Consider the following 24,445-nt stretch of genomic DNA (forward strand, 5'->3'; position numbering starts at 1 on the left):
CTTGCGCGGTGGTCTAGAGTTCGACGATGGGCGACTTCTCGTCGCACCACTCCTATAAGAAATCAGCACCACCAACCGATGATCAGCAGGTGAGCCAGCCATGGAATTACGTATCAACCAAAAGGCCTATCAGGTCGAGGCCGAAGCCGACACGCCATTGCTGTGGGTAATCCGCGACAATCTGGGCATGACCGGTACCAAATACGGCTGCGGCCTGGCCCAATGCGGCGCCTGCTCGGTGCTGGTGGACGGCAATGTAGTGCGTTCGTGCGTCACCCCGGTAGCCGGGGTCGTTGGCCGCGAGATCACCACCATCGAAGCCATCGAAGCCGATGACGTGGGCAAACGTGTCGTGAGTGCCTGGGTCGAGCACCAGGTAGCGCAGTGCGGTTACTGCCAGTCCGGACAAGTGATGGCAGCCACCGCGCTGCTCAAGCACACCCCCGCTCCCACCAAAGAGCAGATCGACGCAGCGATGGTCAACCTGTGCCGCTGCGGTACCTACAACGCCATCCATACCGCCATGTACGACCTGGCCGCCGGGAAGGAGACTGCCTGATGAATATGCCAGGACTCATCCCCGGCCTCTCCCTGGACGAGCCAGTTAACCTGTCCCGCCGACGCTTCCTGGCCAGTACGGCCGTGGGGGCGCTGGTCATCGGTTTCGGCCTGCCGCTCGGCTCGGGCCGGGTGCAGGCTGCCACCGGCGCGACGACAGAACGTAGCACCCAAGTGCCGGCCTTTCTGGAGATTCGCCCGGACGGCACTGTTCGCCTGCTCAGCCCCTTTATGGAAGGCGGTCAGGGCACCCACACCGCCATGGCGCAGATTGTCGGCGAAGAACTCGACGCCGACCCGGCCACGTTCATCGTTGAAGCCGCGCCACCCGGTGAGGCTTATGTGGTGATGGACAACGGCATGCGCATCACCGGCGGCAGCATGTCGGTGCGCATGAGCTATCCGACCATGCGTCGCCTGGGCGCCCTCGCCCGCGCCATGCTGCTGCAGGCCGGCGCCGAGCAGCTCGGTGTGCCAGTGGCCCAATTGACCACTCAACCCGGCCGCGTGGTTCACGCTGCGTCCGGTCGTTCCCTGGGCTATGGCGAGTTGGCCAGCCGCGCCCTGGACATGCCGGTGCCTGATGCCGCGAGCATTACCCTGCGCGACCCGAGTCAATTCCGCTGGATCGGTAAACCGGTCAAGCGTGTGGACGCCTACGACAAATCCACTGGCAAGACGCTGTACAGCATCGACCTGAAAGTCGACGACATGCTCCACGCCGCCGTGCAACACGCGCCGCGCCTGGGCATGACCGTGGGCAGCCTGCGTAACCAGGCGCAGGTCGAAGCCATGCCAGGCGTGCACTCGGTGCATCAACTGCCTGGCGCAGTGGCGGTCGTCGCCGAACGCTGGTGGCATGCCAAGCGCGCGGTAGAAGCCATCCAGGTCGACTGGTTGGAAGCGGCCGCTGACGCCAAAGTCCGTGCGATGCCCGCCGACTTTTCCAGCGATGGCTTCCGCGATTTCCTCGCCACCCAGCAAGGCCCGGCCCGCGACGATGAAAACGAAGGCGATGTGGCCGGCGCACTGAAAAACGCCAAGACTCAGATCGAGGCCACCTACCACAACCAGTACGTCAATCACGCCCAGTTGGAGCCGCCTTCAGCCCTGGCGCGTTTCAACCCCGACGGTTCCCTGGACATCTGGCTGCCCAACCAGGCGCCGGACATGTTCCGCGCTGACATCGCCAAGCGCACCGGCCTGGCGCCTGCACAAATCAATCTGCACTCACCGCTACTGGGCGGTTTTTTTGGCCGGCATTTCCTCTATGACTCGGCCAGCCCTTACCCGCAGGCCATTGCGCTGGCCAAGGCGGTGGGCCGTCCGGTCAAGCTGATCTGGAGCCGTGAAGAAGAGTTCCTGCGCGATGTACTGCGCCCGGTTGCGGTGGTCAAGTTCCGCGCCGCGCTGGATGCCGACGGCCTGCCCGTTGCCATCGAAGCCGTCAGTGCCACCGAAGGCCCCAGCGAAGCCATCGCCGGCAAACAGGGCGAAAAACTCGACCCCACGGCCCTCGAAGGCCTGACCGGCAAGAGCTACGCCATCCCCAACAAACGCATCGCGCAAATCTATGTCAAAGGCCCGGCCATGCTCGGCTACTGGCGGTCGGTGGGTAACTCGCTCAATGACTTCTTCTACGAAGCGTTCCTCGATGAACTGGCCGACCAAGGCAAACGCGACCCGTATGAGTTGCGCCTGCATTTGCTGCGGGACAACCCTCGGTTGACGACTTTACTCAAAGCGGTGGCCGAGTTGTCCGGCGGCTGGAAGCGTGGCCCTTACACCGCCGAAGACGGCACACGACGAGCGCGTGGCGTGGCCATGGCCTCGCCGTTTGGTTCTCACGCGGCGGTGATCGCCGAGGTGTCGATTGAACACGGTCAGGTCAAGGTGCACCACATCTGGGAAGCCATCGACCCTGGCAGCATCGTCAACCCGGCGATTGTCGAAGCGCAGGTCAACGGCGCGGTAGCCCTGGGCTTATCGCAGACTTTGCTGGAGGAAGCGGTGTACGTGGACGGCAAGCCACGGGCGCGCAATTACGACCTTTACCCGATCCTGCCGCCGTCACGCATGGCGCAGGTGCACGTAAAGATCATCGAGAGTGGTGAAAAGATGGGTGGCATCGGTGAGCCTCCGCTCCCCGCTGTGGCGCCGGCCGTGGTCAACGCGGTGGCGCAATTGACCGGCCAGCGTGTTCGCAGCCTGCCATTAAGCCGACACACCTTCAGCTAACCGAGCGAGACCGCCCATGAACAACCGTCGATTCGCAAGAACCGTAGGCTGGCTCGCGCTGCCCTGCGTCATCGCCGCCGGCCTGATGGCCTGGTATGTCACCCGCCAACCGGCCACACCGTTTGAACCGGCACAGGCCACCAGTTTCGACCCGGCCCTGGTCAGTCGCGGCGAGTACGTCGCCCGCCTCAGCGACTGCGTGGCCTGCCACAGCCTGCCCGACAAGGCACCGTTCGCCGGTGGCCTGGAAATGGCCACGCCGCTGGGTGCAATTCACGCCACCAACATCACCCCGGACCGTACCCACGGGATCGGCACTTACAGCCTCGCCGACTTCGACCGAGCGGTACGCCACGGCGTGGCACCGGGCGGCCGACGGTTGTACCCGGCCATGCCCTACCCGTCGTATGCCAAGCTTAGCGACGACGATATACAGGCGATGTACGCGTTTTTCATGAAAGGCGTGCAACCGGCCAACCAGCCGAATATCCCCAGCGATATTCCCTGGCCGCTGAATATGCGCTGGCCCATCGCACTGTGGAACGGCCTGTTCGCACCCACAGCCACCTACGCCGCCAACCCCAACCAGGACGCGCTGTGGAATCGCGGCGCCTACATCGTCCAAGGGCCTGGCCACTGCGGCAGTTGTCACACGCCGCGTGGTCTGGCCTTCAACGAAAAGGCCCTGGATGACTCCGGCAAGCCGTTTCTCGCTGGCGCCCTGCTCGATGGCTGGTACGCCCCCAGCTTGCGCCAGGACCCCAACAGCGGTTTAGGCCGCTGGAGCGAGCCTGAGATCGTGCAGTTCCTCAAGACCGGCCGCAACCAGCACGCGGTGGTCTACGGCTCGATGACCGAAGCGTTCAACAACTCCACCCAGTTCATGGCCGACGACGACCTGGCGGCCATCGCCCGCTACCTCAAGTCGCTGCCCGGCGACCCGCAGCGCGACGGCACGCCCTGGCAGTACGTGACCGCCGACGCGCGCCCGGACGCACCCGGCGCCCACACCTACGCAACCCGCTGTGCCTCGTGCCACGGCGCTGATGGCAAAGGCCAGCCCGAGTGGATGCCGCCCCTGGCCGGCGCCACCTCGGCGCTGGTCAAGGAGACGGCGTCAGCGATCAACATCACCCTCAATGGCGCACAACGCGTGGTCGCCGCTGGCGTGCCGGATGCGTATCGCATGCCGGCGTTTCGTGAACAGTTGTCTGATCAGGAAATCGCCGACGTGCTGACGTATGTGCGCGGTACTTGGGGTAATCAGGGTGGCGCGGTGGACGCCAAGGCGGTGGGTAAACTGCGTGGGCATACGGACCCTGCGAGCAGCAGTCCGATTATTTTGCATATGCGTTGAGGCGTGCCAACCCTAGGATTTTCAGAGCGCCTCAGGCAGAAAAAACCTGCGCGCGCTCTGTGTTGTTGGTGCGTGCCTGAGGGGTTGCTGACGGGCGAGTTGCGCCTGAACCTGCGCGACGGCCTCCAACACCCGCTGCGCCCAGTGCTCGTCCTGAGGGTCCACCACCACCACGCGAAAACCGTGGTCATGGCCTTCACTGCGCACACCTTCGGAGTCATCCACATGCAGGTCGATGTCGAAGGCCGGAGGGAATTTCGACGGTGAATTCGACAGCCCGTGCGCCGTCAGTGCCTGGTTATGCAGCACGCTGTTGACCACGCCGTCGACGCGGATGCCGTACAGCATCAGCCACCGTCGGATATAGGATGGCGTGCGACCGGACGAGGTATAGACCCAGATGCTGCAGCCCTGGCGGCGTAGTTCGCGGGTCAGGGAGCGCGTGCCGATTCGCAGCGGTTCACCCAGCCAACGGTGCACGCAGGCCGGCAGCCGGCTCGGCTCGACGTCGCAGTGGTGGAGCTGGCAGGCCAGGGTGTCGTCTATGTCGAACGAAATGCGGATGCGCGGGCGCTTAAGCAGTTGCATCGGGAGAAGGCGCTGGAGGGCCTGCCCTGCCCTGGCGAACAGGAGAGAACCGCTCATCAATGGCCCCCTTGATAGACGGGCTCGGACTGGTCCTTAAGAAAAAACTTCATTGGATCCGGTGCCTGTTCTTCGAGGAAGGCTGCGTATTTTTTCTTGATCTTGGGCAATTCGTACAACGCCTTGACGCCATGTTTGGCTGAGTTGCGGATGACTGATGAGGGGTTGAAGTAGCCTTCGGCGTTCTCCAGCGACAGCACGAACGGCGGCAACCCTGCACGCATCAGCAAATAGCTGACGATCAGCGAGCCGCTGCGGTTGTTGCCTTCGATGAACAACTGCGGCTTGCTGAGGATGCGTACGTACACCCCGGCTGCACGCTTCCAGACCGATTCACTGCGGTACGCGCAGTACCAGTTGTACAAGTCCTTGATGCCGCCCTCGACGTTGTTGAAGAAGTGTTCTTCGGTCGCCGCTAGGTGCTGGGCGTATTCCAGTCGGCGGGTCGGGTCGCTGCCACAGAGTACGGTGGCGTTGATCTCCAGCATCAGGTTCAGTTGCTGAAGGTCAAACAGGTCGACGCCCCGTGCCACGTAGTCGTCAATCAGCGCATAGCCTTCAAGCACGTTATGCAGCACTTCGTCAGTCAACGGATCGCGCGGCTCGGTAAAGTCCCGACTGAGCTCGGCAAAGCGCTGCTGTACCTCACGCAGTGCACGTTCAATCGCGGGCAAATCAAGGCGTCGTGTTGCTGGCATTGGCATTCCTATAAACAGGTGAAAATGCGCGAGCGTCCGAGCTCGCGCAGGGTTCAGCTGAACTTACCGGTGATGTAGTCACCGGTCATTTGCTCGCGCGGGTTCTGGAAAATCTGCTCCGTAGGGCCCATCTCAACTAGATAGCCGGTACGCGTGCCTTGGGAAATATCCACCGAGAAAAACGCCGTGGTGTCAGCCACACGAATGGCTTGCTGCATGTTGTGGGTCACCAGGGCAATGGTGTAGTCCTTCTTCAGCTCAACCATCAACTCCTCGACACGGCGCGTGGCAATCGGGTCGAGTGCCGAGCAGGGTTCGTCGAGCAACAGCACTTCTGGCTCGGTGGCGATGGCACGGGCGATACACAGGCGTTGCTGCTGACCACCGGACAGAGACAGGCCGCTGACCTTGAGTTTGTCCTTGACCTCATCCCACAACGCCGCACCTTGCAGGGCGTGTTTGACGCGGTCACCCAGGTCGCCTTTGTAGCGGTTCAGGCGCAGGCCGAAAGCGACGTTGTCAAAGATGCTCATCGAGAACGGGTTCGGCTGCTGGAACACCATGCCGATATAGCGGCGCACGACCACTGGATCCACGCCCTTGCCGTAGACGTCCTGCCCGAGGAAGTGCACGTGGCCCTCAAAGCGAAAACCTTTGACCAGGTCGTTCATGCGGTTGAGGCTACGCAACACGGTACTTTTGCCGCAGCCGGAAGGACCGATGAAGCCAGTGATCTTGTTCTTTTCGATCGGCACATGGCTGTCACGTACGGCCAGGAAGTTGCCGTAGAAGATCTTATCCAGCTTGCAGTCCATGACCACAGGCGCCTGGGTGACAAACGGAGCGGCTATTTGCGCAGTTGAGACGTTCAAGATTCAGATGCTCCCGTTTTCAATACTTTGGCTTGCCGAAAATACGGCTCACGATATTCACGACCAGCACGATCATTACCAGTACCAGCGACGCCGCCCAGGCGAGTTCAAGCTGGTTGTCGAAGGGCATGCCGGAGAAGTTGTAAATCAGCACGGCCAGCGAGGCTGTCGGGTTCATCACCGCCAGGCTGCCGTCGTGGTAGATCCAGTAGTTGCTGAACAGTGCGGTAAACAACAGCGGCGCGGTTTCGCCTGCGGCGCGAGCCACGGCAAGCATCACGCCGGTGAGGATTGCCGGCAGGCCGGTGGGCAGGACGATTTTCCAGATCACTTGGGAGCGGGTGCAGCCCATGCCGTAGGCGGCGTCCTTCATGATCTTGGGCACCATGCGCATCGATTCTTCAGCGGTCAGGACCACGATCGGCAGCATCAGTACCGCCAGTGCCACACCACCGGCCGGAGCCGAGTAGGTGCCGGTGGTCATGACTACCAAGGCGTAGGCGAATACACCGGCCAGGATGGAAGGCAGGCCGGTGAGCATCTTCGCGGCAAAACGCGCGGCGTTCGCCAGCTTGCTGTCAGGGCCCAGTTCGGCGAGGAAGATCGCCGCCATGATGCCGACCGGCACGGCGATGGCAGCGGCGATGCCGACCATCACGAAGGTACCGGCCATTGCGTTGCCGAAACCACCGCCGGTCTCGAAACCAGTCGGCGGCAGCTCGGTGAACACTTCAAGGCTCAGGCGCGCGCCGCCGCGCATGATCAGCATGTAGAGCACGGAAATCAGCGGCACGCTGGCCAGTAGCGCGCCTGTCCAGACCAGGGTGGTCAATACCAGGCTGCGCAGGGCGCGGCCTTCGAACCGGCGCTGCAGGCTGGGCATTGCACCGGCGGGGGACGTCAGGTCGGTTGCAGCAGTGAGATCAGTCATCACTTATTACCCCGTTGGGCGTACATCATGATCATGGAGCCGAAGATGTTGACGATCAGCGTGATCAACATCAGCACCAGTGCGGCGTACATCAGCACCTCGATCTCGTTCGGCCCGGCTTCCGGGAAGTTCAGCGCCAGCAAGGCCGCCAGGGTATTGGCCGGTGCGAACAGCGACAGAGAGATGTTGTTGGCATTGCCCACCAGCATGGCCAGGGCCATGGTTTCACCGAGTGCGCGGCCCAGGCCCAGCACCAGGGAACCGAAGATGCCGGTAGCGGCGGACGGCACCATCACCTTGAGAATCGCTTCCCAGTGAGTGGTGCCCATACCGTAGGCCGCTTGCTTGGTTTTCATCGGCACGGCGGTGAGGGCGTCCTGGGACACGGCAGCGATGGTCGGCAGAATCATGATCGCCAACACCAGCGCGGCCGGGAGCAGCCCCGGACCGCTCAAGGAGGTGCCGAAAAAAGGGATCCAGCCGAGTTCGGTGTTCAACCAAGCGGTCAAAGGCCGGATCGCCGGAATCACCACGTAAATGCCCCACAGGCCATAAACGACGCTGGGAATGGCCGCGAGCAGTTCGACGATGGTGCGAAACACCGCCGCCAGCTTCGCCGGCAAAAAATCTTGGGTAAGGAAAATCGCCATGCTGACGCCGAAAACACCTGCGATCAGTAACGCGATGAAGGCACTGTAAAGCGTGCCCCAGATGGCCGGCAGAATGCCGTACTTGCCTTGGTTGACGTCCCAGACGCTTCCGAAAATCACGTCAAAACCGTGCTTTTCCATGCCTGGAAGGGCTTTGCGCCCGACTTCAAACACCAGGGCAAACACCAACGCCAGCACCAGAACTACACCTATCCGCGCAAGCGCACGGAAGGTGCGATCAACCAGGAAGTCCTTCGTAGAAGGTGGCTGGCAGGCAGAGTCCGGGTTACCCGGTACGACAAAAGGTGTGTTCATTGGCTAATTCCGGAACAGGGGGGTAACTCTCCCGGCAAGGCTGACAGCACCCGCCGAGAGAGGCCTCACGGGCGTTACTGGATGTTGGCGGACGCTTTGCGAACCTGATCGACTACCGATGGCGGCAGTGGGATATAGCCCATCGAGTCAGCGATTTTCTGGCCTTCGGTCAGGCTGTATTCGACCATTTCACGCATGGCCTTGGCCTTGGCCGGGTTGCCGTTGTCTTTGCGGAAGATCATCCAGGTGTAGGACGTGATCGGGTAGGACTTGGCACCGTCCGGATCCGGCAGCCAGGCCACCAGGCTTTCCGGCATCTTCACCGCAGCCAGTGCTTCGGCACCGCTTTCGGCGTTAGGAACCACGTACTTGCCGGCCTTGTTTTGCAGCTGGGCAAAGTCAACCTTGGCCAATTTGGCGAAGCCGTATTCGATGTAGCCAATCGCGCCTGGGGTCTGGCGTACGGTGGCGGTCACACCATCGTTCTTCGGCGATTTGATGAATTTGTCGCTGGCAGGCCAGTTGACAGTGTTGCCTTCACCCAAGTCCTTTTGGAACTGTGGGTTGATGGCCGCCAAGTGCTTGGTGAAGACGGCAGTGGTACCGCTGGAGTCTGCACGCACGACCACGGTGATCGGCATATCCGGCAGTTTCAAGCCAGGGTTGGCAGCGACGATCTGCGGATCGTTCCACTTGGTGATCTTGCCCAGGAAGATGTTGGAGTACACATCGCGTGGCAACTTCAGCTCTTTAGGATTGCCTGGCAGGTTGAACGCCAGCACGATTTCGCCCGCGGTCATCGGCAGCAACTGCACGCCTTCGGCGACCTTGGCAATGTCTTCATCTTTCATGGCCGAGTCACTGGCGGCGAAGTCCACGGTTTTGTTCAGGAAGTCCTGAACACCCGCCCCGCTCCCCTTGGATTGGTAGTCAACCGTGACGCCATCGGTCTTTTTGCTGAAATCCTTGAACCAGGTGAGATAGATCGGCGCTGGGAAACTGGCGCCAGAACCTGTCAGACGGACGTTTTCGGCGGCAAATACCGAGGTGGCACTTAGAGAAACCGCAACGGCGAGTGCAGCAGACTTCATCAGACGTTTCATTCAGGGAAATCCTTGTGATTACGGGCTCCCGGAACTCTGCATCAGCATTGTTACGCTTTTATGAAAATTGAATGGCAAGCCGCTATTTTGTCCCCCTTTTGCGCCACAGCTACGCATTTCGCTGTTGTTTAGTGGCGCCGGTAACTTTTCTGCCCGGAAGGCGTAAGGCAAAACACCCCGCCCCGTGGCCCGGTACAGTACGCACCGCTACCGCAGCTGCAACTCTGCGAGCGACCTTGCAGCGGCTGCACGGCGGGGCGTGCCAGGCGGTTGCCCGTGTAGGCGGTGCAACTTTTTTTAGAGGCGCTTATGGAGCCGTCGTTGCACAGGAATACGTCCCCATCACAACCGGCGATACCTCCTTTACGACCTGAACACGGCGTATTGGCCGCCAGAACGGACAGGCTCGACAGCATCAAAATAAAGCCCAGGACAAACACGCGGATAAGGCCAGGAGACATTAGGAATACTCGAAATAAGTGGCCCAATGCTATCAATCTTTGAGCACAGCCGCTGGCGATTAACGCAGCTTTCTCATGCATGCAGCCGGGCTTCGTTCTTCGTCTCCCGCGCGCCAGCGCCTGAGCAAAGCGAGGTCTATCTGATCTACGGAAATCAAAATGTGGGAGGGGGCTTGCCCCCGATGAGTGAGTGTCAGCTAATCATCGGTGACTGACACACTGCCATCGGGGGCAAGCCCCCTCCCACATTTGGACGGAGTTCGACTTAAGAAACCGGTCGGCGCCAAGGCCACCGCGCTCTGGCTTTTGATCCGCAGTGGCCCCGTTGCCCACGTTGCTACGTACGCTTAGGGCGTCGGCTCCACGTCCTTGAACACCAGCCCCTGGCTACCACTCACCTGCCACGGATTGCCACCACCGGTCTGACTGAACACCACACGCTCGAAGCGTGAATCTTTCAGCCCATCAATACGCGCCTTGGCCGCGCCGCTGAAGCGCACACGCTCGAACACCAACCCCTGATGATAGGCATTATGCGCGGCATCGCCCTTGACCTCGATCGCCGCGCCCTGGGCATTTTCCACGCTGACGTCACTCACACGGATGTCCCTGAACTGCCCGGCAATCGTGGAGCGCTGATAATCGAGTTTGGCGTTCGGGTCGTTGTAGTCGAGGGTGAAGATGAACGCCTGCTTGACCGTGTTGCGAATCGCCGAATCACGGAAGATAACGTTGCGCGCGCCGCCGCCCATGAAGTTGGTGCTCTTCATACGCAACCCGGCATCAGTGCCGTCGGAGACGTTGTCTTCAGCCAGGATGTTCTGGATCCACGCACCGGTATGACTGCCGGCCACCACCATGCCGTGGCCCTTGCGGAAGTAGTTGTTGAAAATCCACGCATCTTCCTGGGGCGGCTGGTGCACGGCATTCGCACCGGTGCCGGCGGCGAAGTTGACGCAGTCGTCGCCGGTGTCGAAGAAGTTGTTGAAGACCATCGCGCCCTTACTGTTGGCAAACTCGATGCCGTCGCCGTTGTTGGCGTCGTAGGTCTTGTGGGTGGTGTTGGCCAGCACCACGTTTTCGGTCTCCAGGTTCATGATGCCGTGGAACGCCGGGTTCACCACGGTGAAGCCGCCGTAGAACACGTTCTTGACGTTACGCAGGGTGATCAGCGAGGAGCGCATTTGCCCATACGCGTCCTTCACATTCATGCCGCGAGCGACGGCTTGCTCCACCTGGGCCTTGGCAAGCAGGCCGTCCTGGGCATAGCGGGTGTTGTCGCTGGGCAGGTAAAACGGCAGTGCCTGGCCACGCTCATCGACGACATCGGCGTTGCGCTTCCAGCCATTGCCGTCGAGGGTTCCCTTACCGACGATGCGGATGTTTTCAAATGACTGATGCTGGCGCGGATCGCGGGGCAACGCGTTGATCAGCGAGGCCGGGCGTACGGTGGTGGAATACGGGTATTGGATGTAACCAGCCAACGGGTAATCTTCGGCGCGCTCTGAGCCGAGCAGGGTCGCCCCTTCGGCGATCTCCAGGGTCATGTTGCTCTTGAGGTAGAGCGCACCGCTTTTGTAGGTACCTTTGGGCAGCAGGACTTTGCAGCCCGGGGTGCAGGCATCAATGGCGCTCTGGATTGCCAGGGTATCGAGTTGATTGCCATCGCCCTTGGCGCCGTACTTTTTCACGTCAAACAGGGCCGCGACCTTGGTGGTGCGTTGCTGCACGGGGGCACTGCCTGCCGACTCCTTGCCGTTGCCATCCACCGAACGCACGGTGAAACGGTAGGCCGTGTCGGGCTTCAGGCCTTGGGCGGTGTAGCTGTGAATGCCGATGCGATGGTGGAAATTGGCCGTGTCCTGCCGGTAGAACTGGTCGATGTAGGGCTTGGCCGGTGACACCTGATCGTTGTTGGCGTTGGCACTGCCCAGCAAGGTGCCGTTGGCGTACACCCGGTAATCCTTGATGCCGGCATGATCAGCGGGTTTTTCCCCAGACCAGAATGATGTGCTGGTCGTCATAGGCCAGGGTCGGTACTTGCACTTTTGACGGTGCTTGCAGCGCCCAGGACAGCGGGCTGCAACCCAGGGCGATGAGGGCCAGTGCGCAACGCGCTGAGGATTTTTGCGAGGGTTGATACGGCATGTTGTTCTCCTTGTTTTTGCCGGTATTAACGTTGAGGGCTACATCGGTCGCCCGGACTCTTCGAGGTATTGGCTGCGGTTGATGAAGGTTTCGCGGGGCATTTCGCGCACGTCCATGGACAGTGCTTCGACCTGTGGCAGCAATTCAATCAGGGCGGCGAGTGTCGCCGAGGCGAGGCTGCGTTGTTGTTCGGCCGTGCGCCCGGCGAACAGATACAGGGCCACGTGCACGAAGTCGTCTTGAGTGGTGCCGCAGCGATAATGGGTGAAGCCGTTGAGGCGCACTTTAATGTCGCCGGGTTTGAACACGCCGAACCCGTCGAGGGCGTCATGCACGGTGGCGAGCAGACGTTGTTCGCCGACGCGTTGGGCCAGGGTCGCGGGGCAGTCGATGATGCAATGGGGCATGGTGGACTCCTTGCAGGCAGACCGGACAGCGGCGCCATCAGGGCGCCGCCGACCAACGTTTATTGAGCGCCGAGGGACTTGATCAGCACCGCCAGTTGCTCCACTTCATCGGGCAGCAGATCGGTCAGTGGCGCGCGTACCGGGCCGGCGTCGTGGCCAACCAGGCGAGCACCGGCCTTGACGATGCTCACGCCATAGCCTTCACAGCGGTTACGAATCGCCAGGTACGGCAGAAAGAAATCATCGATCAAACGGCCTACGGTGGCGTGGTCGTCGGCGGCCACGGCGCGGTAGAAGTCCATCGCGGTTTTCGGGATGAAGTTGAACACCGCCGAGGAGTACACCGGCACGCCGAGGGCTTTGTAGGCGGCGGCATAGACTTCGGCAGTCGGCAGACCACCGAGGTAGGTCAGGCGGTCGCCCAGACGACGGCGGATGCTGACCATGGATTCGACTTCACCAATGCCGTCCTTGAAACCAATCAGGTTCGGGCAGCGTTCGGCCAGTTGTTCCAGGCTGTCGGCGTTGAGGCGGCACAGGTTGCGGTTGTACACCACCACACCGAAATCCACCGAGTTGCACACCTGCTCAACATGGGCCACCAACCCTTTCTGGCTGGCTTCGGTGAGGTAATGAGGCATCAGCAAGATGCCGGCAGCGCCCAAGCGCTCAGCTTCTTGGGCGTAGGCAATCGCTTGGCGCGTAGGGCCACCGGCACCGGCGAGGATCGGCACCTGGCCTTTGCAAGTGTCCACGGCGGTCTTGATGATCTGCGTGTATTCCTTGGGCTCCAGAGAGAAGAACTCCCCGGTCCCCCCTGCCGCGAACAGCGCACTGGCGCCGTAAGGTGCCAGCCATTCCAGGCGGCGTGCGTAGGTGTCGGCGCGGAAGTCGCCAGCGGCATCAAAGTCGGTAACCGGGAAGGAGAGCAAGCCGGAAGACAGGACTGTTTTTAGTTCTTGTGGCGTCATGTTCACAAACCTTTGTTCGAAATTTGGATGGAATACCTTAAGAGGTAAGTCATCGTACAACTACAAAAATAGTAAAGCTACCCTATAAGTGCCTATCTTGAGAAAACTGCCATTTAACCCAATGAAATAGACATCTATCTAAAAAATCACATCAATCGAGAAAAGCCATGTTGTACGATGACTAAGCGTTTATCCCACACGCCGCCGCTCAGACTCCTGACTGAAGTCGCGGCTGGCCTGCACCAGCATGCGCGTGTAATCGTGCGCCGCCTGATCCTGGCTCAGGGCCTGGCAGTCGAGCAATTCCACGATCTTGCCGTGCTGCATCACCGCCACCCGATCGCACAAGTGAGTGACTACACCCAGGTCATGGGTGACCAGTAGGTAGGTGAGTTTCTCGCGCTGGCGCAGGTCCGCCAGCAAGTTGAGGATCTCGGCCTGGACCGAGACATCCAGCGCCGAGGTCGGCTCATCCAGCAGCAGTACCCGCGGCTCCAGAATCAAAGCGCGCGCGATCGCCACACGCTGGCGCTGGCCGCCGGAGAGCTGGTGCGGATAGCGAAAGCGAAAACTGTCGTTCAGACCAACCTTGAGCAGGATCTCGTTGATGCGGTCGTCCTTGTCCCCTACCCCATGGATAATCAGCGGCTCGCGCAACGCGGTGTCGATGGTGTGCCTGGGATGCAGGGAGCCGTAGGGGTCCTGGAAGACCATCTGCACTTTGCGAAAATGCTCCTTGGGAATCTTGTGCTGCAGCGGCGCGCCGGCAATGCTCAGCTCGCCGTTCCAATGCCGGTATTGCCCGGCCAGGCAGCGCAGTACGGTGGTCTTGCCCGAGCCGGACTCCCCCACCAGACCGAACGATTCACCGTCGGCGACACTCAGGCTCACATCGTGCAGCACTTGGTTGATGGCAGCGCCTGTGCCGAAGCTCAGGTTCAAGGCGTGCGCTTGGATCATGTGCATGGTCAGGTTCCTTATTGAGTCAGCCAGAGAGGATCGCGCTTGAGCACCGGCAGGTGCACGCGGCGGTTGTCCATGCTCGGCAGCGCGGCCAGCAAGCCACGGGTATAGGGATGTTCGGCGTACTGCAGGTCGCAGGCGGCCAGGGATTCGACGACGCGCCCGGCGTACATCACCAGCACGCGGTCGCAGTAGTTGCGCACCAGGTTGAGGTCGTGACTGACGAAGATCAGCCCCATCTGCTGCTGGTCCACCAACTCTTCCAGCACGTTGAGCACTTGCTGGCGCACCGAGACATCCAGCGCCGAGGTGGGCTCGTCGGCGATGATCACTTCCGGACGGGTGATCACCATCATCGCGATCATGATGCGCTGCCCCATGCCGCCGGAGACTTCATGGGGATACAGGTTATAGACGCGCTGCGGATCGCGGATATGCACCTGCTCCAGCATTTGCAACACGCGCTCTCGCGCATCGCTGCGGCTGGCCTTGTGGTGGGCCAGGTAGGCTTCGGCGATCTGATCGCCGACCTTGACCACCGGGTTCAGCGAGTACTTGGGGTCTTGCATGATCATCGAGATGCGCTGGCCGCGGATCTTCTGCATGGCTTTTTCACTGGCCGACAACAGGTCGACCTCGCCAAACGCCATGGCCTTGGCGGTGATTTTGGCGCTGGGCGGATGCAACTTCAGCAGGCTGCGACCCACGGTGGATTTGCCGGAGCCGGACTCACCGACAATCGCGAGTTTTTCCCGGCCCAAGGTAAAGGACACATCGCGCACGGCGTGGGTTTCTTTCTGGCCACTGACGAAGCGCACGTTAAGCCCTTCGACATTCAGTTTGATGGCGGACATCAGGTGTTCCTCCGATTATTCGCTGCGCGGATCAAGGATGTCCCGCAGGCCATCGCCCAACAGGTTGAAGGCCAGGCTGACCAGCATGATCGCTGCCCCTGGAACCGCCACCAGCCACCAGCATTCGAGCATGTAGCGACGGCCGGTCGAAATCATGGCGCCCCACTCCGGCAGCGGCGCCTGGGCACCCAGGCCGAGAAAGCCCAAAGCGGCAGCGGTGAGGATGATCCCGGCCATGTTCATGGTCAGGCGGATGATCACCGAGGACAGGCACATCGGCACGATATGGCGCAGGATAATCCGCGCCGGCGACGCGCCTTGCAGCTCCACTGCGACGACGAAATCAGCGTTGCGCAGGGACAAGGTTTCGGCCCGCGCCAGCCGCGCAATCGGCGGCCAGGAGGTCAATGCAATCGCCACCACCGCGTGCTCCAGGCCAGGGCCGAGGGCCGCGATAAACGCCAGTGCCAGGACCAGGCTCGGGAAGGAGATGAAGATATCGGTCAGGCGCATGAACACGGTATCGACCGCACCGCCGAAGTAGCCCGACACGGTGCCGATAAACAGCCCGATAGGCCCGACGATCACTGTGACCAGGGCGATGATGTACAGCGTGATCCGCGAGCCGTAGACCAGCCGGCTGAAAATATCCCGGCCATATTCATCGGTGCCGAACCAATGCGCCGAACCCGGTGCCTGCAACGCGCCGGCTAGGTTCTGCACCACCGGATCATGGGTAGCGATCCACGGTGCAAAGGCCGCGACCACCACCAACAGCAGCGCCACCAGCAGGCCCGCCAGGGTCATAGGGTTACGCAGCAGGTGACGCAGCACCCGCAGGCCACTCTTGCAAAAGGCATCAAAGCTGGAGCCTGGCGAGCGGTCCACCGGGCGCTTCGTCGCCGATTCGATGGAAGACAGATTGGCATTCATAAGCATCTTCTCTGTGTGAATTCTGGAAGCACTCAACGCTGCTTGTAGACACCCAGGTAACGGGTGGCCTCGGCATCGTCACCGGTGAAGCCCTTGACGTCGGCAGCGCTGACCACGGTGTCGGTCATCTGCGAAATCATCAGGATCGGCCCCACTTGCTGGTCGTAGAGGGTTTGCGCCTGGTGATACAGGCTGACCCGCTGCGCCGAATCACGCGTCACGCCGGCCTGGTCGATCAGGCTGTTGATCTGCGGGCTGAAGAACGAAGCGCGCCAGCCCTGGAAGTTCGGCAGGCCGGCGTCGTCGCTGTTGTTGGGGTTGTAGGCAAAGGTGCGCAGGCTGAAATACGGGTGCGGGTAACGCTCGGCGCCCCTGGCCACGATGATCTCGAAATTGCGCGCGCGCATCGCGCCGTACACCTGGTTACCCGTGCCGGTGACGATGCTGGCCTTGATCCCGCCCTCGGCCAGGGTCGCTTGCAGGCGCGCAGCGATATCAATGAACGGCGGTTCCGACAGCGTGCGGATGGTGGTGTTGAACCCCTCGGGGTAACCCGCCTCAGTCAGCAGGGCTTTCGCCTTGGCCACGTCCATGTGATAGCCCGGATCCGGCAGGCGTGCTTCCAGACCCAGCTGCATCGGCTGCTGGTTGAGCGTTCCGTAATACGGCATCACTTGTTGGTCCAGGCCCTTGTAGTCGATCAGGTTGCGCACCGCTTCACGCACCTTGGGCTTGGCGAATTCCGGTTGTTTCATACTCATGGCGACGTAGTACATGGTGCCGCGCGGCAGCGACTGCACTTGGATCTTGTCCGAGCCGTCGATGGCGCGAATGTCCGGCGCGGCCATGCCGTAGGCCAGGTCGAGGTCACCGCGTTCTAGCATCAGGCGCAGGGACTGGGATTCGGTCATGTGCCGCACCACCACGCGCTTGAGCTTGGCCGCGCCGCCCCAGTAGCCGTCGAAACGGGTCAGCAACAGGGAATCGTTGGCGCTCCATTTGGTCAGCACGAAGGGGCCACTGCCCGCCTCGTTCGTCACCAACCAACCGGCGCCGAGGTCGCCGTTTTTTTCATGGGCCAGGGCGGTCTTGCGGTCCACTACCACAGCGCTCGGGGAGATCGCCAGAGAGTCCACCAGCAGCAGCGGGTCCATGGTCTGCGGCAGGTCGATGACCAGGGTGTGGGCGTCCGTGGCGCGGATCAGCGATTGGATATTCTCAACGCTGTAGCCGTAGGCCTTCCAGGTGGTGGCCAGGCCGAAGTTGAGCTTCATCACGCGGTACAGCGACCACGCCACGTCTTCGGCGGTCAGCGGGTTGCCCGAATGGAATTTCACGTCCTGGCGCAGATGAAACGTTACCTGCTTGCCGTCCTCGCTGATGTCCCAACGTTCGGCCAACTGTGGCAGGTGTTTTTCCGGGTTACCCTGGTCACGCTTGATCAGTGTGTCGTAAAGATTGGCGTTGACGCCGGACGCATCCAGGCCGGGCGCGTTGGCCGGGTCGATGGAGAACAGGTTGACCATGCTCATGCCGACGATCAGTTGATCGGCCGGGGTCTTGGCGTTGGCCAGGGTCATCGGGCCAAGCGCGAGCACAGCGGTCAGCAGGCCAAGGTGCAGTTTCGAAAATGTCATGAAAAATTCCTTCTTCTTATAGTTTTATCGGTACTGCGCGACGCATTAACGGGTGCGAGGATCAAACACCTTGTACAAGGCATCGCTGATCAGGTTGAGCGCGACAAAAATCAAGCCGATCACCAGCACGCAGCCCATCACCGCATTCATGTCGCCAAGCATCAGGCTGCTGGTGAGGTATTGGCCGAATCCCGGCCAGGCGAATACGGTTTCGATCAGCACTGCGCCTTCCAGCAGCGAGCCATAGGCCAGTGCAACCACGGTGAGCAACTGCACGAGGATGTTGCGAAACGCATGCCCCCACACCACTTGGCGACGGGACAAACCCTTGACCCGCGCAGTGATGATGTACTCCTGGGACAACTGCTCAAGCATGAAGCTGCGGGTCATGCGGCTGATGTACGCCACCGAGTTCAGGCCCAAAATCAGCGCCGGCAACACGATATGCCGCAGGGCGCTGGCGAAGGCTTCCCAGTCGCGGGCGAGCGATGTGTCGATCAGCAACAGGCCGGTGACTTCGGGCACCATGCCGTCGTAGGCCAGGTCGATGCGCCCCGCGCCGCCCGCCCAGCCGAGCCAGGCGTAGAACACGAGCAGGCCCATCATGCCCAGCCAGAAAATCGGCGTGGAGTAACCGAACAAGGTGATTACCCGCGCCACATGATCGCCGAGCCGTCCTTGGTTGCTCGCCGCACACACGCCCAGCGGCAAGCCGATCAACACGCCGAACAGAATCGCCAGAGTGGCCAGTTCGATGGTCGCCGGGAACACGCGCAGGATGTCATCCAGCACCGGGTGCCCCGTCAGCAACGCGTTGCCGAAATCACCGTGGAGCAGGTCATTGAGGTAAAGGCCGAATTGGGTCCAGATCGGCTTGTCCAGGCCCATCGACCGGTACACCTGGTCGTAGGTGGAACTGTCGGCATCCGGCCCGACTACCGCCAGCACGGGGTCAAGCGGCATGACCCGGCCGATGATAAAGGTCAGCGCCAACAGGCCGAGCAACGTCACCAACACGGTGCTGGCGCGCCGCAGGGTATTGGAAGCGCGAGCGCCCATGACAGAGGCAGTCATAACAAACATAGTGAGCTCCTGGTAAATCGATCAGCGCTTTTTGTAGACGTCTTTGTAGCGCGTGGTCGCAGCGGTATGGCCCTGGAAGTCGGCCACGTCGGTGTACACCACCACGGTGTCGGTCATCTGCGAGACCGGCAAAATGGCTCCGACCTGTTGATCGACCTGCTCCTGAATCTCGCGGTACTGAGTCAGTTGCTTACCGGCATCCGGCTCGACTTCCGCGCTCTCAATCAACTGGTTCAACTCAGGGCTGTAGAACGACGTGCGCCAGCCCTGGAAGTTGGTGAGCTTGGCTTCATCGCGGTTATCCGGGTTGTACACCAGGGTGCGCAGGCTGGAATGGGGATGACGCTCCGCCCCGCCACCGCCACGACCGACGATGATGTCGAACGTGCGCTCGCGCATGGCGCCGTAGATCTGGTTACCGGTGCCGGTGATGATGCTGGCTTCGATGCCGGCCTGGGCCAGGGTCGATTGCAGGTTGGAGGCGATGTTGATAAACGGCGGTTCGGCCAGCACGCGGATGGTGGTCTTGAAGCCGTTCGGGTAACCGGCTTCAGCCAGTAAGGCTTTGGCCTGCTCGACGTTGAGCTTGTAGCCAGGGTCCGGCAGGCGCGCGGCCAGGCCCAATGGCAGCGGCCGCTGGTTGATCACGCCGTAATGGGGCATGACCGTCTGGTTGATCCCCTGGTAATCGATCAGCGAGCGCACGGCCTTGCGCACACGGGCGTCGGCGAACATTGGCTGCTTCACACTCAGGGCCACGTAATACAAGGTGCCGCGTTGCAGGGTCTGGGTGCGTACTTTGTCGCTCTTCTGCAGGGCTTCGATGTCCGGCGCGGACATGCCTTTGGCGATATCCAGGTCACCGCGCTCGATCATCAGTCGCAATGACTGCGACTCGGTCATGTTGCGCATCACGATGCGCTTGAGCTTGGCCGGGCCGCCCCAGTAACCATCGAAGCGCGTCATCAGGATCACGTCGTTGGCACGCCAGTCATTGAGCACGAATGCGCCACTGCCGGCCGCATGAGTCACCAGCCAGGCGGCGCCCATGTCGCTGCCCTTCTGGTGTTCGAGGACTTTTTTGCGGTCGAGGATGAACGCACTGGGCGAGGTCGCCAGGGTGTTGAGCACCAGCAGCGGGTCGGTCGGCCGTGGCAGTTCGATCACGAAGGTGGTGGGGTCCGTGGCGCGCATGTAGCGCTCGACGTTTTCGGCGGTGAAGCCGTAGGCCTTCCAGGTGGAAGCGAGTGCGAGGTTAAGTTTGAGCACCCGGTGCAGCGACCAGGCAACGTCTTCGGCGCTCAAGTCATTGCCGGACTGGAACTTCACCCCGGTGCGCAGGTTAAAGGTCAGGGTCTTGCGGTCCTCACTGACCTGCCAGCGCTCGGCCAGCGCTGGCACCAGTCGGTCTGGTTGGGCGACGTCCTGCACCAGCAACATGTCATACAGGTTGGCGTTGATTTCCGACACATCCAGACCCGTGGCGGCAGCTGGGTCGAGGGACAACAGGTTGATCATGCTCATGCCGACGATCAGTTGATCGGCCGGCGTTTTGGCAAAGCTTGCCGGTACGGCGGTAACGGCCAGCGCGGCGACGAACACCCGCGCCCACAGCGAAGGGAAAATGCTCATAACAAGAGTGCCTTTTTTATATTTATAGGGCTCTTGATCAGCCCGACGCATGCCGGACTGACCGTGTAAACGTCAGAAGCTTTTAAGCGTATTGGTCTCGATGTAGTTGAAATCGATGTCTTCGCCCAGGCCCGGCAAGTCGGACAGGTGCACAAAACCGTCGTTGTCCATCGGGTCCACCAAGCGATTGAGGTAGGCCGGTACTTCGTCGTAATCCAGGTACGGGTGGAGCAGGCCACGCTCGTACCAGGTGCAGTTCTTGATCGCACCGACCACCGCCAGGTTGGCGGCGCCGTTGCCGTGAATTTCGCAGTCCATGCCAAACGATTCGGCCAGGTGCGCGACCTTCAGGCACGGCGCAATACCACCGACGCCCGCGACACCGGCACGCAAGATATCGCACACATCGTGCTTGACCCAACTGGCGCGGGCGAGGTGTTTGCCGGACAGGGTTTCCGGGCCGAGCACCGGAATATCCAGTTGCCCCGCGAGCCAGGCATAGGACTCGGCTGACTCTTCCATCATCGGTTCTTCAAACCAGGCGAAGTCGAGTTTCTCCAGCTCGCGACCGATGTACAGCGCCTCGGTGCGGCTGTACCAGTGGTAACCGTCGAGCATCAACGCGATGTCCGGGCCCACCGCCTCACGCACAGCAGCGCAAGCCTTGACGTCGATGCGCGGGCTTGGCGCGAAGGACACCGGCGGCATCCAGGTGTGCAGCTTGATTGCCTTGTAGCCACGCTGCACCAGGGTCTCGGCAAAGCGGCCGTAGTCTTCGGGAGTTGCGAGGCCGCCGGGCAGTTCGTCGCCACACATGGTCGAGCCGTAGGCCGGCACCTTGTCGCGGAAACCACCGATCAACTTGTGCACTGGCACGCCGAGTTTGCGTCCTGCCCAATCCCACAGAGCCTGCTCAACCAGGGCCAAAGCGCGGTCGGTCAGTTGGCTGGCACTGCCACGCTGCCAATGGGCGAGGTCTTGCCAGATCTTTTCGCGATCAAAGGCGTTCTGCCCCACCAGCACTTTGCGCACAAACCCATCCAACACATAAGGGCGGATCAATTCAGGGGCGCCGAATGCAAAACCCTCCTGCCCGTCTTCAGTCTGGATGCGCAGCAAAGCCATCTGCGCCTGGGTGACATCACCGGGGTGAGCATGGCCAGCGCTGTCCACTGCGCGGCGGGTCGGGTAGGAAAATACCTGGACGTTGACTGCTGTGATTCTCATGGACGTCTTAAGCCTTCTTATTGGATTTGAGACAGGAATGTCGTCTGTTGCGACCGATCATAGGTCATCGTACAACACTTGAAAAGACCCAATAACCTGCCCCGCCATTCACTGATTTTCACGTGAAACGCCGTAAAAGCCCTATTTTTAAAGACAACTAAGGAATAACGAAGATTGCTGTAAAGCCCTATTCGCCGGGGACATATATTTCAAAGTATTTCAAAACGATCGATGGGCGGTAGACGAGTCATCTTGTCGTACGATAACGTATATCGGCACCTTAGATGAGAGCCACACGCAACAACGTATTGCCGTAGCAACCGTCAAACGACCCTAACAAAAACAAAAAAGAAGACCGTATGAACACCACCCTACGCACGCTCGTTACTGCCCTGACCTTCAGCCTGCCGCTCTACGTCAGCGCTGACTCTGCCAGCATCAACTACCGCCACCAGTTCACCGAGGAAGACAGCGCCCACGCTGATCGAATCAAGCTCAACTACCGTCTGGACAGTGGCCTGGGATTTGAAGCGGAGATGAAATACCGCACAGCCGGGGACCGTGAAGATGTCGCGTACGACAACATGGTCAACAACGGGCATGAGTTCACCGTCAGCTACAACTACAAGCTCAGCCCGCAATCGACGTTGACCCCCGCGTTCCAGATGGACAGCTCGAAGGACTCGACCACCTACAAGCTGGGCCTCAAGTACAACTACAAGATCAACGACGCCTTCTACGCCGCCACGCGCTATCGCCTGGACACCAAGAAGCTGGACCGCGATCAGGTCAACGAGGATTTGCCCGATCACATCAAGGATGACCAGACCACCCATCGTTTCGAGGGCTGGCTCGGCTACACGCCGGCCAGTAAGTGGGCGTACGAATATCAGTTCATCTATTTCAAGACTGACTACATCCGCTACGACAACAAGAAGAGCGATTACGAACAGAACCTGATCGTCAAATACAAGCTCACCAAGGAATGGGCCCCGTTCATGGAGATTGGTGATGTGAAGGTCAACTCCACCTCAGAAGACCGTCAGGCGCGGTGGCGCTTGGGCGTTCAATACAACTTCATGTAAAGCCCCCTCCCCGCGACTTGCCTGGCGAACGCGCATCGCTCGCCAGGCAATCGCTTTGCATTCAGCGCTCAATGGAAGACCTGACCATGACCACACAACCCAAACCCTTCACCCGCATTTTGCTCACCGGCGCCGCCGGCGGCCTGGGGCATATCCTGCGGGAAACCTTGCAGGCCCATGCCCACATCGTGCGCGCCTCGGACATCAGCGCGATGGCGCCCAGCGCGGGTGAACACGACGAAGTGATCCAGTGCAACCTGGCCGACAAGGCTGCCGTGGCGGCGCTGGTCGACGGCGTTGACGCGATCGTGCATTTGGGCGGGATTTCAGTGGAGCGGCCGTTCGAAGAAATTCTCGACGCAAATATTCGCGGCACCTTCCACATTTACGAGGCGGCGCGACAACAGGGCGTCAAACGGGTTGTGTTCGCCAGCTCCAATCACGTCACCGGTTTTTACCCTCAAGACGTTGAACTGGATGTGCACGCACAGCGCCGCCCGGATGGTTACTACGCGCTTTCCAAGGCGTACGGCGAAGACCTGGCGGCGTTCTACTTTCATCGATACGGGATTGAAACCGTGAGCTTGCGCATCGGCTCATCGTTCCCCGAACCGCGCAACCGGCGGATGCTGCACACCTGGCTGAGTTACGCGGACCTCGATCACCTGGTGGCCCGCGCCCTGCTGGCCAAGGATGTGGGGCACAGTGTGGTGTATGGCGTTTCGGACAATAAGGAGCGCTGGTGGAGCAATCGGCACGCCGAGCACTTGGGCTTTGCGCCGCAGGACAGCTCGGAACCCTTTCGCGCCAAGGTCGAGCAGCAACCGCAACCGTCGGCGGATGAGCCCGGTGGCCGACTTCAGGGCGGCGCGTTCACCGCAGCGGGGCCGTTCGACAATTCAGCGGCAGCGGCTTCATAGGCCCGGCGCATACGCTCGCGACTGTTGGACAAGTGCAGGCGCATCGCGGCGCGAGCGGCGTCTGCGTCACGGCGCAGGATGGCTTTGTAGATATCCTCGTGCTCGCGGCTCAGGCGCTCCAGGTAAGGTTCCTTGTTGGCGTTGGCCAAGCGTTTTGAGTGCAGGCGCGTACGCGGCAGGATGTTGACCCCCAGGTGCAACATGATGTCGGTGAAGTAGCGATTGCCGGTGGCCAGCGCGATCTGCTGGTGAAACTGGAAGTCCGCCGATACCGCGTAGTCGGCACTCACCGCCCGCGAATTCAGCGCGTCCAGCGAGTCGCGCATCACCTGCAATTGCTGGTCGGTGCGACCCAGGCAGGCCAGACCGGCAGCTTCTACTTCCAGGCAGATGCGCAACTCCAGCACTGCCAGCACGTCCTGCAAGGTGACGATGGTGTCAGGGTCAATCCGAAATCCGCTGGGGCTGGGAATATCCTTCACAAACGTGCCGACGCCGTGCCGCGTTTCCACCAGGCCAGACGCTTGCAGACGCGAAATGGCCTCGCGCACCACGGTGCGACTCACACCGTGCTCGGCCATCACTTCAGATTCGGTAGGCAGCTTGGTTGCTCGCGGGAGCTCCCCGCTGCAAATGCGCCGGGAAAGCTCGGTGACCAATTCTTCAGCCAGACTGCGGTGCCGGCGGCGAACGGTGGGCTGGACGTTCGGGTTGTCCATCAAGAACAGGTATCTCGGTTGGCGAATGAATGCCCATC

The 24,445-nt window shown here is 61.0% G+C and carries 22 protein-coding genes and 1 pseudogene; 5 read left to right on the forward strand and 18 right to left on the reverse strand.

The window, feature by feature from the left end; genetic code table 11:
* Window positions 1-100: 100 nt before the first annotated feature.
* Genes ACVWXD_RS13500 through ACVWXD_RS13510 form a run of 3 tightly spaced genes read left to right on the forward strand, consistent with a single transcriptional unit; the run spans window position 101 to window position 4,153 of the window.
* On the forward strand, window positions 101-559 hold the full coding sequence (locus tag ACVWXD_RS13500) for a (2Fe-2S)-binding protein (RefSeq protein ID WP_032885461.1): 459 nt from the start codon (window positions 101-103) through the stop codon (window positions 557-559).
* On the forward strand, window positions 559-2,796 hold the full coding sequence (locus ACVWXD_RS13505; protein WP_457371117.1) for a molybdopterin cofactor-binding domain-containing protein: 2,238 nt from the start codon (window positions 559-561) through the stop codon (window positions 2,794-2,796). Before ACVWXD_RS13500 ends, ACVWXD_RS13505 begins: the two co-directional genes overlap by 1 nt.
* A gap of 16 nt (window positions 2,797-2,812) precedes the next feature.
* Window positions 2,813-4,153, forward strand: coding sequence for a cytochrome c (locus ACVWXD_RS13510; protein ID WP_181644421.1), 1,341 nt, complete (start codon window positions 2,813-2,815; stop codon window positions 4,151-4,153).
* A 21-nt stretch (window positions 4,154-4,174) separates the two neighbouring features.
* On the opposite strand, the gene ACVWXD_RS13515 is transcribed toward ACVWXD_RS13510, so the two are convergent.
* From ACVWXD_RS13515 to ACVWXD_RS13595, 17 genes and pseudogenes are all read right to left on the reverse strand, one after another.
* Window positions 4,175-4,798 carry a hypothetical protein gene (locus ACVWXD_RS13515; RefSeq protein WP_032885465.1) on the reverse strand — a complete coding sequence of 208 codons (624 nt, stop codon included), beginning with the start codon at window positions 4,796-4,798 and terminating at the stop codon, window positions 4,175-4,177.
* A complete protein-coding gene (locus ACVWXD_RS13520; RefSeq protein ID WP_122753783.1) occupies window positions 4,798-5,496 on the reverse strand; it encodes a hypothetical protein in 699 nt (232 codons plus the stop codon). The genes ACVWXD_RS13515 and ACVWXD_RS13520 overlap by 1 nt, the downstream gene beginning before the upstream one ends.
* A gap of 53 nt (window positions 5,497-5,549) precedes the next feature.
* Entirely contained in the window at window positions 5,550-6,311 is a 762-nt protein-coding gene (gene pstB / locus ACVWXD_RS13525; protein ID WP_050442813.1) for a phosphate ABC transporter ATP-binding protein PstB, read from the reverse strand.
* Window positions 6,312-6,387: 76 nt separating this feature from the next.
* Window positions 6,388-7,299 carry a phosphate ABC transporter permease PstA gene (gene pstA / locus ACVWXD_RS13530; protein WP_032885467.1) on the reverse strand — a complete coding sequence of 304 codons (912 nt, stop codon included), beginning with the start codon at window positions 7,297-7,299 and terminating at the stop codon, window positions 6,388-6,390.
* Entirely contained in the window at window positions 7,299-8,264 is a 966-nt protein-coding gene (pstC, locus tag ACVWXD_RS13535; RefSeq protein ID WP_032885468.1) for a phosphate ABC transporter permease subunit PstC, read from the reverse strand. Before pstC ends, pstA begins: the two co-directional genes overlap by 1 nt.
* Before the next feature lie 74 nt (window positions 8,265-8,338).
* Window positions 8,339-9,367 (reverse strand): phosphate ABC transporter substrate-binding protein PstS, encoded by a 1,029-nt coding sequence (gene pstS, locus ACVWXD_RS13540; protein ID WP_099603326.1) that lies wholly within the window; start codon window positions 9,365-9,367, stop codon window positions 8,339-8,341.
* Window positions 9,368-9,495: 128 nt separating this feature from the next.
* Complete coding sequence (locus ACVWXD_RS13545) at window positions 9,496-9,783, reverse strand: YdcA family protein (RefSeq protein ID WP_375803678.1); 288 nt, start codon at window positions 9,781-9,783, stop codon at window positions 9,496-9,498.
* Between the two features lie 392 nt (window positions 9,784-10,175).
* Window positions 10,176-11,976, reverse strand: a pseudogene (locus ACVWXD_RS13550) (glycosyl hydrolase family 28 protein).
* Window positions 11,977-12,014: 38 nt separating this feature from the next.
* Window positions 12,015-12,383 carry a 5-carboxymethyl-2-hydroxymuconate Delta-isomerase gene (locus ACVWXD_RS13555; protein WP_032885471.1) on the reverse strand — a complete coding sequence of 123 codons (369 nt, stop codon included), beginning with the start codon at window positions 12,381-12,383 and terminating at the stop codon, window positions 12,015-12,017.
* A 59-nt stretch (window positions 12,384-12,442) separates the two neighbouring features.
* Window positions 12,443-13,354 (reverse strand): 5-dehydro-4-deoxyglucarate dehydratase, encoded by a 912-nt coding sequence (gene kdgD / locus ACVWXD_RS13560; protein ID WP_032885472.1) that lies wholly within the window; start codon window positions 13,352-13,354, stop codon window positions 12,443-12,445.
* Between the two features lie 189 nt (window positions 13,355-13,543).
* Complete coding sequence (locus ACVWXD_RS13565; RefSeq protein WP_181644419.1) at window positions 13,544-14,320, reverse strand: ABC transporter ATP-binding protein; 777 nt, start codon at window positions 14,318-14,320, stop codon at window positions 13,544-13,546.
* Window positions 14,321-14,331: 11 nt separating this feature from the next.
* Window positions 14,332-15,171, reverse strand: coding sequence for an ABC transporter ATP-binding protein (locus ACVWXD_RS13570; protein ID WP_032885474.1), 840 nt, complete (start codon window positions 15,169-15,171; stop codon window positions 14,332-14,334).
* Window positions 15,172-15,186: 15 nt separating this feature from the next.
* On the reverse strand, window positions 15,187-16,104 hold the full coding sequence (locus tag ACVWXD_RS13575; RefSeq protein ID WP_122764069.1) for an ABC transporter permease: 918 nt from the start codon (window positions 16,102-16,104) through the stop codon (window positions 15,187-15,189).
* A 32-nt stretch (window positions 16,105-16,136) separates the two neighbouring features.
* On the reverse strand, window positions 16,137-17,741 hold the full coding sequence (locus ACVWXD_RS13580) for an ABC transporter substrate-binding protein (protein WP_122756383.1): 1,605 nt from the start codon (window positions 17,739-17,741) through the stop codon (window positions 16,137-16,139).
* 45 nt (window positions 17,742-17,786) lie between these two features.
* Complete coding sequence (locus tag ACVWXD_RS13585; RefSeq protein ID WP_371260689.1) at window positions 17,787-18,800, reverse strand: ABC transporter permease; 1,014 nt, start codon at window positions 18,798-18,800, stop codon at window positions 17,787-17,789.
* Between the two features lie 45 nt (window positions 18,801-18,845).
* Window positions 18,846-20,456: an ABC transporter substrate-binding protein gene (locus ACVWXD_RS13590; RefSeq protein ID WP_032885480.1), complete on the reverse strand. Its 1,611-nt coding sequence runs from the start codon at window positions 20,454-20,456 to the stop codon at window positions 18,846-18,848.
* A gap of 72 nt (window positions 20,457-20,528) precedes the next feature.
* Window positions 20,529-21,683, reverse strand: coding sequence for a mandelate racemase family protein (locus ACVWXD_RS13595; protein ID WP_095186416.1), 1,155 nt, complete (start codon window positions 21,681-21,683; stop codon window positions 20,529-20,531).
* 359 nt (window positions 21,684-22,042) lie between these two features.
* Between ACVWXD_RS13595 and ACVWXD_RS13600 the strand changes: the two genes are divergently transcribed.
* Both ACVWXD_RS13600 and ACVWXD_RS13605 read left to right on the forward strand, forming a co-directional pair.
* Window positions 22,043-22,768: an oligogalacturonate-specific porin KdgM family protein gene (locus tag ACVWXD_RS13600; protein WP_032885482.1), complete on the forward strand. Its 726-nt coding sequence runs from the start codon at window positions 22,043-22,045 to the stop codon at window positions 22,766-22,768.
* 86 nt (window positions 22,769-22,854) lie between these two features.
* Window positions 22,855-23,688, forward strand: a complete 834-nt coding sequence (locus tag ACVWXD_RS13605) for an NAD-dependent epimerase/dehydratase family protein (protein ID WP_099603355.1) — start codon at window positions 22,855-22,857, stop codon at window positions 23,686-23,688.
* Here the strand turns inward: ACVWXD_RS13605 and ACVWXD_RS13610 are convergent.
* Window positions 23,628-24,407, reverse strand: a complete 780-nt coding sequence (locus ACVWXD_RS13610) for a FadR/GntR family transcriptional regulator (protein WP_032885483.1) — start codon at window positions 24,405-24,407, stop codon at window positions 23,628-23,630. The genes ACVWXD_RS13605 and ACVWXD_RS13610 overlap by 61 nt on opposite strands.
* Window positions 24,408-24,445: the final 38 nt, after the last annotated feature.

The sequence above is a fragment of the Pseudomonas sp. TE3911 genome (assembly GCF_054062775.1).

Coding starts and splice junctions, on each gene's coding strand:
- ACVWXD_RS13500 (WP_032885461.1), top strand. CDS start 101: ATGGAATTACGTATCAACCAAAAGGCCTATCAGGTCGAGGCCGAAGCC.
- ACVWXD_RS13505 (WP_457371117.1), top strand. CDS start 559: ATGAATATGCCAGGACTCATCCCCGGCCTCTCCCTGGACGAGCCAGTT.
- ACVWXD_RS13510 (WP_181644421.1), top strand. CDS start 2,813: ATGAACAACCGTCGATTCGCAAGAACCGTAGGCTGGCTCGCGCTGCCC.
- ACVWXD_RS13515 (WP_032885465.1), bottom strand. CDS start 4,798: ATGAGCGGTTCTCTCCTGTTCGCCAGGGCAGGGCAGGCCCTCCAGCGC.
- ACVWXD_RS13520 (WP_122753783.1), bottom strand. CDS start 5,496: ATGCCAGCAACACGACGCCTTGATTTGCCCGCGATTGAACGTGCACTG.
- pstB (WP_050442813.1), bottom strand. CDS start 6,311: ATGGACTGCAAGCTGGATAAGATCTTCTACGGCAACTTCCTGGCCGTA.
- pstA (WP_032885467.1), bottom strand. CDS start 7,299: ATGACTGATCTCACTGCTGCAACCGACCTGACGTCCCCCGCCGGTGCA.
- pstC (WP_032885468.1), bottom strand. CDS start 8,264: ATGAACACACCTTTTGTCGTACCGGGTAACCCGGACTCTGCCTGCCAG.
- pstS (WP_099603326.1), bottom strand. CDS start 9,367: ATGAAACGTCTGATGAAGTCTGCTGCACTCGCCGTTGCGGTTTCTCTA.
- ACVWXD_RS13545 (WP_375803678.1), bottom strand. CDS start 9,783: ATGCTGTCGAGCCTGTCCGTTCTGGCGGCCAATACGCCGTGTTCAGGT.
- ACVWXD_RS13555 (WP_032885471.1), bottom strand. CDS start 12,383: ATGCCCCATTGCATCATCGACTGCCCCGCGACCCTGGCCCAACGCGTC.
- kdgD (WP_032885472.1), bottom strand. CDS start 13,354: ATGACGCCACAAGAACTAAAAACAGTCCTGTCTTCCGGCTTGCTCTCC.
- ACVWXD_RS13565 (WP_181644419.1), bottom strand. CDS start 14,320: ATGCACATGATCCAAGCGCACGCCTTGAACCTGAGCTTCGGCACAGGC.
- ACVWXD_RS13570 (WP_032885474.1), bottom strand. CDS start 15,171: ATGTCCGCCATCAAACTGAATGTCGAAGGGCTTAACGTGCGCTTCGTC.
- ACVWXD_RS13575 (WP_122764069.1), bottom strand. CDS start 16,104: ATGAATGCCAATCTGTCTTCCATCGAATCGGCGACGAAGCGCCCGGTG.
- ACVWXD_RS13580 (WP_122756383.1), bottom strand. CDS start 17,741: ATGACATTTTCGAAACTGCACCTTGGCCTGCTGACCGCTGTGCTCGCG.
- ACVWXD_RS13585 (WP_371260689.1), bottom strand. CDS start 18,800: ATGGGCGCTCGCGCTTCCAATACCCTGCGGCGCGCCAGCACCGTGTTG.
- ACVWXD_RS13590 (WP_032885480.1), bottom strand. CDS start 20,456: ATGAGCATTTTCCCTTCGCTGTGGGCGCGGGTGTTCGTCGCCGCGCTG.
- ACVWXD_RS13595 (WP_095186416.1), bottom strand. CDS start 21,683: ATGAGAATCACAGCAGTCAACGTCCAGGTATTTTCCTACCCGACCCGC.
- ACVWXD_RS13600 (WP_032885482.1), top strand. CDS start 22,043: ATGAACACCACCCTACGCACGCTCGTTACTGCCCTGACCTTCAGCCTG.
- ACVWXD_RS13605 (WP_099603355.1), top strand. CDS start 22,855: ATGACCACACAACCCAAACCCTTCACCCGCATTTTGCTCACCGGCGCC.
- ACVWXD_RS13610 (WP_032885483.1), bottom strand. CDS start 24,407: ATGGACAACCCGAACGTCCAGCCCACCGTTCGCCGCCGGCACCGCAGT.